The organism is Moorena sp. SIO3B2, from assembly GCF_010692525.1.
Taxonomy (GTDB): domain Bacteria; phylum Cyanobacteriota; class Cyanobacteriia; order Cyanobacteriales; family Coleofasciculaceae; genus Moorena; species Moorena producens.
Genome location: NZ_JAAHHE010000223.1, coordinates 1 through 10,397, shown reverse-complemented (window position 1 = coordinate 10,397; position 10,397 = coordinate 1). Strand labels below are relative to the sequence as shown.

At 44.1% G+C, this 10,397-nt stretch carries 10 protein-coding genes; 3 read left to right on the top strand and 7 right to left on the bottom strand.

The features are described 5' to 3' along the window. Nucleotides 1-21: 21 nt before the first annotated feature. The 5 genes from F6K38_RS28625 to F6K38_RS28605 all read right to left on the bottom strand — a co-directional run bounded on the left by F6K38_RS28625 (nt 22) and on the right by F6K38_RS28605 (nt 3,475). Nucleotides 22-795, bottom strand: a complete 774-nt coding sequence (locus F6K38_RS28625; RefSeq protein ID WP_008177763.1) for a hypothetical protein — start codon at nt 793-795, stop codon at nt 22-24. Further along, complete coding sequence (locus F6K38_RS28620; protein ID WP_287358452.1) at nt 792-1,841, bottom strand: Rieske 2Fe-2S domain-containing protein; 1,050 nt, start codon at nt 1,839-1,841, stop codon at nt 792-794. The genes F6K38_RS28625 and F6K38_RS28620 overlap by 4 nt, the downstream gene beginning before the upstream one ends. Nucleotides 1,842-1,938: 97 nt before the next feature. After that, nucleotides 1,939-2,451 (bottom strand): hypothetical protein, encoded by a 513-nt coding sequence (locus F6K38_RS28615; RefSeq protein WP_287358449.1) that lies wholly within the window; start codon nt 2,449-2,451, stop codon nt 1,939-1,941. 12 nt (nt 2,452-2,463) lie between these two features. Next, the gene (locus F6K38_RS28610) at nt 2,464-2,733 is read right to left on the bottom strand and encodes a hypothetical protein (protein WP_008177770.1); all 270 of its coding nucleotides are present in this window, start codon (nt 2,731-2,733) and stop codon (nt 2,464-2,466) included. A gap of 295 nt (nt 2,734-3,028) precedes the next feature. Next, entirely contained in the window at nt 3,029-3,475 is a 447-nt protein-coding gene (locus F6K38_RS28605) for a YraN family protein (RefSeq protein ID WP_008177774.1), read from the bottom strand. 41 nt (nt 3,476-3,516) lie between these two features. Here F6K38_RS28605 and F6K38_RS28600 point away from each other — a divergent pair, with 41 nt between their 5' ends. From F6K38_RS28600 to F6K38_RS28590, 3 genes are all read left to right on the top strand, one after another. Then, nucleotides 3,517-3,864, top strand: a complete 348-nt coding sequence (locus F6K38_RS28600; protein ID WP_008177776.1) for a hypothetical protein — start codon at nt 3,517-3,519, stop codon at nt 3,862-3,864. 395 nt (nt 3,865-4,259) lie between these two features. Next, on the top strand, nt 4,260-4,625 hold the full coding sequence (locus tag F6K38_RS28595) for a YtxH domain-containing protein (protein WP_008177778.1): 366 nt from the start codon (nt 4,260-4,262) through the stop codon (nt 4,623-4,625). A 538-nt stretch (nt 4,626-5,163) separates the two neighbouring features. Further along, on the top strand, nt 5,164-5,733 hold the full coding sequence (locus tag F6K38_RS28590; RefSeq protein ID WP_008177780.1) for a DUF948 domain-containing protein: 570 nt from the start codon (nt 5,164-5,166) through the stop codon (nt 5,731-5,733). Between the two features lie 129 nt (nt 5,734-5,862). Here the strand turns inward: F6K38_RS28590 and F6K38_RS28585 are convergent, their stop codons facing one another. Together F6K38_RS28585 and F6K38_RS28580 are read right to left on the bottom strand one after the other, a co-directional pair. Then, nucleotides 5,863-6,042, bottom strand: coding sequence for a hypothetical protein (locus F6K38_RS28585; protein WP_008177782.1), 180 nt, complete (start codon nt 6,040-6,042; stop codon nt 5,863-5,865). Further along, nucleotides 6,011-9,292: a reprolysin-like metallopeptidase gene (locus F6K38_RS28580; RefSeq protein ID WP_287358447.1), complete on the bottom strand. Its 3,282-nt coding sequence runs from the start codon at nt 9,290-9,292 to the stop codon at nt 6,011-6,013. Before F6K38_RS28580 ends, F6K38_RS28585 begins: the two co-directional genes overlap by 32 nt. Between the last annotated feature and the right edge of the window lie 1,105 nt (nt 9,293-10,397).

Below are 10,397 nucleotides of genomic sequence, written 5' to 3'. Positions count from 1 at the left end.
GATTGCCCATCATCCCCAGCTTTACTGAGTCACCAGTTCATAACTTTCTGGGTCAGCTTTGAGAACAAACATATCCCCATATTGAACTACTTCCCCAGTGATGCGGATAGGGTCAGCTACCTTATCCAAAATCCGAGAGTTAACCGCCTGGTTTTGCCGATCTACTAGGAGCAGATAAAGATTATCCCCCTGCTGATTGTACACGAAGAACACCGGAGGAACACCACCACTGATGCAGCGAATAGCACAGGAGCGATGGGTTTTAGTTTGTCCTGGTTTCATCACCCCCGGGTAGCATTTACTGTCTACAATCTCTCCTAAGAGGGAGAACTCACCCAGAGATTTACCCGCATCCGGTTTCACTGCTCCCGAAGGAGCGTCAATTGCCTCTGCAGAGCGAGCTGCTATCACCGTAAGGTTGTTGCGATAAACTGGACTACCGGTTAGCTTGACCCACTTTCCCACTTGATCCAAGACGCTGGACTTGGGTGAGGTTTTTCCCGGACCCGTGAGCAAGTAGCGAGAGTAGGAGGCTTGGGAGGAGGTATCCCCTGGACGGGGTACCAGCAAGTGAGGAACAGGTTGTCCTAACAGCAACCCTTCAAACTCTTGAGCCTTATTGACCTTTCCAGAATTAAACTGGTCATGAATTAAGGGGAAGACAGCCCCTAGAATCAGAATCACCAGGGCTAGGACGGGAATCAATATTAACAGAAACCGTTTGATAGCGGTAGGCACCTTACCATAACCGATATAAAATTCATCGGTGTTTTGACCTTGGCTGTTGGTACTCACGTCTTTTCCTCCATGGCGATTACAGCAGGACTAACGCTGGTACCAGGAAGGTTCGGTATAGTTTTCACTAAAATGCGATCGCCCTCTAATTTAATATCAAACGTCGGGATTTTTTCCGTAAACGGTGGGGGGGAAGCACCATTTTCTGGCAGATACTGGTAGCCGTGCCATGGACAGGTGATGCAGCCATCCACAATTTTTCCCTCCCCTAGAGGGCCATTCTGATGCTGACAGACGTTGGAAACAGCAGAAATCTTACCGTCATACTTAAAAATTGCCACCCGCTCGCCCCCAAGAGTGACTATCTTAGCTCGCTTTTCCGGTATTTCTGCGATGCTGCCCGCATCCACAAATTCTTCGTTTCCTGTAACAAGGTCCTGATTGTCCCGCCCGAACTCCCGAATCGCTGCTGCCAAATGCACTCCCACAATCCACACTAGTCCAACACCAACAGCAAGGGTCAGAACTGGATGCGTGTTAGTTTGCAGTGCTCCGAGCAGGACATGACCTGTCAGTAGTCCGTAGGCAAGATAAACGCTCATATGTAAACCTTTCCAAACCGGAGCCGTTAGGTTAGCCAGCCAGAAATCGTGGCTAGTGGCTGCCATTAGGAACAAGATCACCAGGGGAACAAATCCCAAAACCTGGAAGGGAAAGCGAATAAAGGTAAGATAGTTAGTATTGCTCACAAACAGACTGACCAGAGGTTCGAGATTGCCGAAGTCGTGGTACCATTGCAGGCCAAGGCGGGTGTGCTGGAGAGCCAAGAAGAACATCGTAACCCCCATATGACGCCGATTGTAGAGGAGGGGATAGAATTTTGGACTCAGGCGAGTTAGCGGACCAATGGATAAGATCACATGCAACAGGATGAAAGCAGCTGAGCCAAAGGCGCGAATCCTGACTCCCCTGATGTCGATGTTGCTATCGAACCACTGGGTAACATTGATGAAAAGTACAATATAAAGGGCAACTAGGCTCAGAAGGATAGCATCGTAAATAAACTTCTGGCGGTTCCACAGAACAGCTTTATAGGCAACACTCATTTTTTTACTAAAGGTTAATTGCTATTGCTATTGCTCATTATTCATTAGTTATTAGTTATTATTAACTATCAGTAAACCTTCTTTTATTTACTAAGCACTAATAACGATAAAGTCTAGTCAGTTTGGCTGGCAATGGTAGAGCTGTAATCAGCTTTTGTTGCCCCTGGCTGTATATCAGCAAATGTCCCGCTTTGCCTCGCACACTGGGAGGAAGCAAAAATTGTTTACGAGATAACCCGGCCAGATTGCCTAGCAGTATTGAGCGGACGCTAATTTCTGTGGGGGCTTCCTTCGTAGCTTCCCAATACAGCAAGGGATCGGGAACTTGGAGCAAAGAAAGAGACTTAAGTTCCATCACCAGTTTGCCTTGGTAATTGACAAAGGTTTCAACATGAAACCGAAATGTTCCATCATCAAGTTTAGTTGAGCCAATTGCCTTTCTGGGTTGGGTTTGTGTCACGAACCCTGCCTGTGTAAATAAGTTATTGCTAGCTACATCAACTGGTTCGTAACTAGGACGCAGTAAAATCCCTGCCAAGAAGCACACTGGTAGGACAACTGCTAGTACCACAAAGGAATAAAAGTGAGTTTTACGGCGAGCGAGAATCATAGCATTTCCCTTTCAGGTCAGTCGTTTGGCCGAGATACGGTGAGCATTGCGTTCAGTCGGAAGAGTTTTGCCTCTCAACAGGCGAGTGGCAAACATCGGCCAGAAGGCAGTCACACCGGGAATGATCATAATGCGAAAGCCGATCGCCCATCCCTGGGCATTGGGATCCACCCGTTGCACGCCAAAGATGACGAAAGGAACCGCAAAAATCAAACCTGCGACCAGGTAGACGCGGAACAGTTTTATGATCCACTCGACCATAGCAATGGTGAGGCTTTCCATGTTTCTACTCTTGAGGAGTTATGGATATGATTCAGTTTATACCAAGCTATGATAATGGGTATCTGTTTCTTCTTTAAGATTAGGTAATACCGGAGAATCTGTCTGCCTGAAAAAATCGTATGTTTGTGACACTCCCACCTGGGAAGCCTCTCAAGGCTAGGTTTGTTGAGATAAAGGGCGCTGACTATACCAAGAAGCAAGTCCCGAAAAAATCAGGCAAAAGCAAGCCAAAAGGCAATGTTGATGATTAAGAAAAAATGAGCTAGCAGCAAAACCCAACCCCCAAACCGAGTAGCTAATCAAAAGCTGACTGCATGTAGTGTTGTAGCATCAGCTTATATCCTGCCACCAATACCGGTTGAGCTAGTTCAACTATCGGAAATTCGATCTCTTGATCTGCGGTTGTAGAGTGTAAAGGTTGGTTCAGGCACTGGCAACGGACAAGAGCAACATCAAATCGGCACGGTAAATCAGCTAAATCTGGATGTTCTGACAGAAATAACTCAGCTGTAAGCCGGAGTTTAGCTTGCTTTTGTGGTGTAATTGCTAGCATACCATCGGCATCCCAATTCCCTCGACTGCGAGTTTTAACCTCGACAAAAGCCAATGCCACCGGGTTTCCTTTGGCAATTAGGTCAATCTCTCCCCATCGACAGCGCCAGCTATGGTTTAGGATGATCCAGCCTTGGCTTTGTAACCACCTAGCGACTAACTTCTCTCCCAGTTGCCCAACCTTAGCCATCGTATCATTGTAAAGTCAATTATATCACTGGTATCTTGATTATGATACTTGTAATCGTCATCAACATTATGCTCTCCCTCTTGTGTCTATACATTGCTTGCCAAGTTTGGCGATTGGGACAGTGGCTTTCATCTATCGCTAATCAGTTGGAAAGGGTTGAAGGCCGTATCTCTAAAACGTTACATAGTGCTCCCAAGGCAATTGTTCTTGGGCAAGTAGGTATTCATGGTTTAAGAGAGGAGTATCAACAATTACAGGTTAAGCTACACACACTCAAGCAAATTTTTCTACTGTTGGGTATGCTTCAAAAATTTGGAGGATTTAGGTGGCGCTTTAGTAATAAACCGATGAGCAAGAACAGCTTACTTCCTCAAAAGCGATCGCACTAGTATAGCACTACGCATTCAGATGTTTGACATTCCCAAACTACGAAACGTAAGTAATCGCTGACTTCTGACTTCTGACTTCTGACTTCTGACTTCTGACTTCTGACTTCTGACTTCTGACTTCTGACTTCTGACTTCTGACTTCTGACGCTAAGCGTAGCGCTATATCAGGTAGTGACTAGTATCGGGTTGTAGTATTCCCAGCATAGCCGTCACCAACCCTAAGCGGCAACTGAGATCACCCTCACCGTAGCTCCCGTGATCAACCCACACTCAAGCGCCTACTAACTACTGATTAATTATCAAGCTACTTGTAGGATAATTAATCAAAACCATTTAGTATAAAAGTTTTATCCATCCCATTTATCTAAAATTGTTGGAGGAACACAAATCAAAAGATGTCAAAAAAAAGTGCTGGAACATTTATCGGTGGCATGCTATTGGGTAGTGCCGTAGGAACAGTGGTAGGGTTACTAATTGCCCCCCGTACTGGTCGCGATACGCGCAAGCTATTGAAAAAATCAGCAGATGCCTTACCCGAATTAGCCGAAGATCTTTCTAGCAGTGTGCAACTACAGGCAGATCGCCTTTCCGATTCCACACTGCGTAACTGGGATGATACCCTAGCTCGACTAAAGGTAGCGATCGCAGCAGGTCTTGAAGCTTCTGTCCCTGAAAAAGGTTCTGTCCCTGAAAGCGTAGAGCCTCAAAAGTCCGAGTCGGCAGTTGCCGCAGAGTCCAACTCGTCCGCTAATCAACATTAGCTTTAGGCATCCCGGACGGGGGGTAAGAAGGTTTAGTGCTTTTTTTTGGTGTTACCGATTGACCCAATCTCATGGGTTTTTTCTTACGTGCCCTTCTTCCGCTTCTTCCCCCTCTTCCCCTTCTCCATAAATTATCCCCCTACAAGTGCAAAGTCCTGTTTTTGTGTCGGTTAGCCGACTCACGAATATCGGAAATGGAAAAATTTATCCTATGGTGCAAGTATTAGCCAATAATATTACTAAACGTTGTCAAATACGTTGTCAAATGTCAAGAAAACTGATAGCATACAATTGGTTAAAGTTTGGGCGAGCTTAATGGTGTTTTCTCAAGGGTGTTTTTTCAAGACTCCAAGCTTGCTATTGAATTAAGTTGACTTAAGCTTAATTACTGCAGGCGAGGGCTTGATCAAAAAAGTCGTAAACTCCGATTTTCCATTGCCAGTTACTGAATCATAGCACAGGTTAACCTGTATAATAAATCAACGGTCATCACCCCTCTCCCCCATAGACGGGGCTTCCCAACATCCTAGGATTTTTTGTGATTGATCCTCTATTTTGGCTCGGGCTGTCCTTTCTGCTCGTAGCAGTTAGTTTAACCGCTGTTTTGGTAACGTTATTGCCTGCTGTACAAGAGTTAGCGCGGGCAGCTCGTAGTGTGGAAAAATTAGCTGATACCCTAAATCGGGAATTACCACCGACCCTAGAAGCCATTCGGCTCACAGGCTTAGAAATCAGCGACTTGACGGATGATCTTAATCAAGGAGTCCAAAGTGCTGGTCACGTGGTTCAACAGGTTGATCACAGTATTAGCAGTGCTAAAAACCAAGCCCAAAAAGTCAAAGAGAATACTCGTAATGTGGTTAAGGGTGTCAAAGCTGCCTGGAAAACTTGGAGGGGTACCTCACCAAAATCTTCTAGGTCAATCGATTCCCTACCATCATCTCACAGAAAAGCTCTAGAAATTCCTGAGACTGATCAACGCTCATCAGACGTTAATCAGCCAAGGCTCGGAGATAGTAACTATAACCATAAAGAGGTCAATCACGGGACTCGTGAAACCTCTGGTAACGAAATCCATGATAATTCTATCGATGATAATTCTTTTTAGCGAAGGCAATACCAAGACTCGAACCTGAAGACTATACAGAATAAATAAAGAATAAATGTAATGGCACCCTTTAGTTTATAAATTAAAGGGTGCCATTATACCGTTTTTGTTAATGGATGAGAAATCTAGTTAGTCAGTAATTGAGAACTGGTAAACACCAGCAGATAAAAGTATAGCAATCCTATTCAAACAGGCAGAAAAATCAGTCCGACTCTCGGTAGATGCTTCCCCATCTTCCCTAACTTCGGTCATCTTGCCAATCTTACAACTGGTCAGATTAGGAAAGAAATTCAAGTCTACTGCTGACATCACTCACAGATACATCGTGTAATACTGCAATCAAATCATTCTTAAAATATAAAGCTGTGCTACCGGGTAACCCATTATCAGCGTCAACCAAATCATATTGATCCGCTACACCATAGAGCTGAATGATGTCTTTAGATTCTAAGTCATAAATCTCTGCATAATCATTGTCGCCCTTACCCTGGTAGAAAGCGCGATGATCATCTCCTAGGATAAAAGTATCTGACCAAGCTCCACCAACAAGAACATCAATTTCACCATTACCTCGGGAACCATTTCCAACTCCATTGAGGGTGTCATTACCGGAACCTCCAATCAAATAGTCGTTACCAGAGCCACCCTTAAGGAAGTCATGGTGCTGCCCACCGTCGAGGAGGTCATCACCCGAACCTCCGATCAAATAGTCGTTGCCAGAGCCACCCTCAAGACTATCATGGTCCCGGCCACCGTCGAGGAGGTCATCACCCGAACCTCCGATCAAATAGTTATTCCCAGAGCTACCTTTTAAGGTATCATGGTCACTCCCGCCATCAAGGGTGTCATCACCCGAAGCCCCGATCAAAGAGTCGTTACCAGAGCCACCCTCAAGGCTGTCATTTCCATCGTCTCCTCTAAGGTAGTCATTGCCAGAGCCACCTTTGAGGGTGTCACCTCCCTTACCTCCTCTGAGACTATCATCTTCTGTCCCAGCCTCGATCAGGTCATCACCCGAACCTCCGCTTAGATTGTCCTCACCTGAACTACCTTCTAGGGTATCGTTGCCTACATCTCCCATGATCCTATCATTGCCAACACCCCCAGAAAGGGAGTCATCTCCCTGACCACCTCCGAGAGTGTCATGACCCGAGCCACCATGGAGAGTGTCATTGCCCCAAGTGCCCCTGAGAAAGTCGTTACCGAAACCTCCCACAAGACTGTCATCCCCAGAACCTCCTGAAAGAGTGTCATGACCCGAGCCACCAATTAGTGTGTCATTATTGCGATTACCCCAAAGCCTATCATCACCATGACCGCCTTCAAGGCGGTTATCGTAACGGTCTCCCCTAATCGATTTGCTTTCCCAATTCTGGTTAAGGACTTCAATCGTGAAAATTTCCTCGTAGCTTTTACCTCCGGAATCCGTGGTGCGGATTTTGATCGGGTGACTAGAGTTGACATCAAAGTCTAAGAGAGTGCCATCTTTGACTTTTAGTTGATCGTCAACAATTTTAAAGCGACCCTGAGCATCATCTAATAATTTATAAGTATGGCTATCTCCCCAATCAACATCCTTAGTAGTCAGCCTAGCAATGGTCGTGCCATTTTCACTCAATTCCTTGACACTGTTCCCAGAAAGGGTGATATCCGTTGGAGCACTATTCTGGTTTTCGAGGACTTCGATACTGAAAGTTTCCTCGTAGCTTTTACCCCCGGAATCCGTGGTGCGGATTTTGATCGAGTGACTAGAGTTGTCATCAAAGTCTATGAGGTGGCCATTTTTGACTTTTAGTCGATTGCCATCAATTTTAAAGCGACCTTGAGCATCATCTAATAATTTATAAGTATGGCTATCTCCCCAATCAACATCCTTAGTAGTCAGCCTAGCAATAGTAGTGCCATTTTTACTGAATTCTTTGACACTCCTGCCATCAAGGCTGATATCTGTCGGAGCAAAATTCTGGTTAAGGACCTCAATGGTGAAAATTTCCTCGTAGCTTTTACCTCCGGAGTCGGTGGTGCGGATTTTGATCGAGTGACTAGAGTTGTCATCAAAGTCTATGAGGTGGCCATTTTTGACTTTTAGTCGATTGCCATCAATTTTAAAGCGACCTTGAGCATCATCTAATAATTTATAAGTATGGCTATCTCCCCAATCAACATCCTTAGTAGTCAGCTTAGCAATGGTAGTCCCATTTTTACTGAATTCTTTGACACTGTTGCCATCAAGGGTGATATTCGTCGGAGCAGTGTTGGTAGTTTGAGGCTCCTCTTGAACATACTGAACGTCGCTAATATTTGTTATTGTGTCCGGAATAATAATCTCTTCCCATACAGGTGCTTGACTCTCCTCCTCGAAGATAATCTTAAGGAGATCGCTTTCAGAGACTGTATGGTAGTCTTTGAGGGTAATCGAACTATCCGAGCCTAGACCAAGAATCAGGTCATCACCGCTTTGGGTTTGGGTCACACTAGAGAAAGCATAATTGGAAAGATCTAAAGTATCTAGATAGTTCCAACCTTTAATAAGATCATCACCCGTGGAAATTTCAAGTTCATAACCGCTAAAGATATTGGCCGCACTATTGGCAATGATGTAATCGTTACTGTTGGAGTTGATCAGATTTTCAAAAACTGTACCGAATGCGATCGCAGTCCCAAATTCAGACGTAACGTATTCTCTTCCGCTGTCATCGCTCCTAGCTTTATAAGAGCTATCATTGTAAGCTTCTTGGGTGGTCAGAATACCCCCCTCATTCATATCAAAGTGGTAACCTTTCTCCACAAAAGTCAGGTTTGAAAAGTCTAAGGTATTTACACCACCACTATCCCAGAGGGTTTGCTTAATCTCTTCGATCGGTTTGGTTTTACCATAATACTCACTACCATCTGTGTAGTAATTAACGCTGTCAAAGGAGTAAGTAGTATCCCCGTGGTTATACTCCCTAGCTCCATAGATAGACTGTAATGCTTGAATGTCGTAAATCATTGGGGTAATCGCTGATTTCCCAGCAAAGTTATACGACATTACTGTGTTGGTGGTATTGTCCTCGTTAAAGGGCAAAAATGGACCGTGATCATTATCCTCGTATGGATTCGGATGTTTTAACCCCAGACTATGTCCTATCTCGTGAATCACGGTCATGTAGCCATGATTCCCTGGATCGTCAGCAAATCCGTTATTACCTGTGGTGTCGTAAGCTTGGTTCAAATGCACATCCCCGGCCACATCCGACCAATTGCCAACATTGGTATTAAATCCCTCAGGCAAATAGGTATAGGCATAGCCCGGACCATCAGATACCATGTAGCGCAATAGACCATAGTCTGTTGCTGTATCTGCTACCTCATGGAAATCAACAGCAATGTATCTTTCCAGAGTTTCGAGGATGCTTCTGATATTGTCTTTGGTTTTTTCTGATATCTCTGAAACCCCCGTTTCAGGTCCGTAATAAGAACCACTATTGGCATTGTTATAGAAGCTGTAGGTGATAGTATTAGTGTCCCAATGGTGATGATCCAGAAGTGAATCAGCTGAGGAAAATGTGTTAGACATTGCTTTTAGTTAACTCTTACTGCTTGACAAAGCCTAGTTACGGTAAATGATTTGGCGCTCAGGGAAGTTCCTGATTGTTGATGGTTCATGTTTAATGGCTTATTGCCAGTTGCCATGAATCGTAGCTATAACCCCATTCTATAACTATTAAAAACCACTGAATCTCCTAGGATATTTATGTGAAAAACAATAAATCTTAGATAGTTTTTAGACTTAAATTAATCATGAATTATATATGTTTAAAGTCAAGTTTAATATGTGTATACTTTTGGTTTGTCTTTGGTTTTTTTACGGCTTATATGCCAAAAATAACCAAAACGTAAATCCGGACAATAATCAGTAATTAAATAAATTAAATTTAAATAAATTCAGTTAGCATTTTTAAGTATGAAATATGAATTTTTATTGAATTTTTTGATTATCAATTAAGCCACATTAACATCAGATAGCGTTTTTATTTTAGTTGTGAACATACTACCTTAGGTAATATACAAAATAGAAAAGGCAAAACGCAATAGGGGAAACAGCTCCAGCGTTTTATTGTCCACTAAAGACCTCCTAGGTTTACATCTCATTTATAAACCCTATAAATAAAGCCTAGGAATAGGGATAAACTCTCAAAATTTTCCAGTTTACGTCGAACTCCAATCCTAGTTATGTGAAGTTAGTATAAAGTTATAACAAATAGATAGAGGCTAAAATCAGTAGTTTTTCTAGGTCACCGTTTATTGGTAAGCATTCAGCATTCAGCTTAAGCTTTTTTTTGTAGGTGATGTCGCCATGATGCCCTTTTGTTCGGTTCGTTCTGTTGCCAGCATCATGAATGGCTGATAGCTGGCAACCATAGCATGGGCTTAGTTGCGTAGGGTGCGTAGGGTGTGTTATATCATGTCAGGATAATTACCCTTAATAAAAATTTCCCCCATCTCCCCATATTCCCCTCCTGGGAGGTTCCCATCTCCCCATCTCCCCACACTTCCCGCGCCCGGGCCCCAAAATTGATGGGTATTCAACCAGACTTGATATTAGGGGCGGGCTTGCCCTCATCTTCAACCTCGTAGCCAGTGTTGCGACAGCCCGCCCCGTAACCCACCACCCAAGGGCG

What these genes read in the sequence shown, in the direction of transcription:
- F6K38_RS28620 (WP_287358452.1), bottom strand. Translation starts at nt 1,841, where the DNA reads ATGAGTGTTGCCTATAAAGCTGTTCTGTGGAACCGCCAGAAGTTTATT.
- F6K38_RS28615 (WP_287358449.1), bottom strand. Translation starts at nt 2,451, where the DNA reads ATGATTCTCGCTCGCCGTAAAACTCACTTTTATTCCTTTGTGGTACTA.
- F6K38_RS28610 (WP_008177770.1), bottom strand. Translation starts at nt 2,733, where the DNA reads ATGGAAAGCCTCACCATTGCTATGGTCGAGTGGATCATAAAACTGTTC.
- F6K38_RS28605 (WP_008177774.1), bottom strand. Translation starts at nt 3,475, where the DNA reads ATGGCTAAGGTTGGGCAACTGGGAGAGAAGTTAGTCGCTAGGTGGTTA.
- F6K38_RS28600 (WP_008177776.1), top strand. Translation starts at nt 3,517, where the DNA reads ATGATACTTGTAATCGTCATCAACATTATGCTCTCCCTCTTGTGTCTA.
- F6K38_RS28595 (WP_008177778.1), top strand. Translation starts at nt 4,260, where the DNA reads ATGTCAAAAAAAAGTGCTGGAACATTTATCGGTGGCATGCTATTGGGT.
- F6K38_RS28585 (WP_008177782.1), bottom strand. Translation starts at nt 6,042, where the DNA reads ATGTCAGCAGTAGACTTGAATTTCTTTCCTAATCTGACCAGTTGTAAG.
- F6K38_RS28580 (WP_287358447.1), bottom strand. Translation starts at nt 9,292, where the DNA reads ATGTCTAACACATTTTCCTCAGCTGATTCACTTCTGGATCATCACCAT.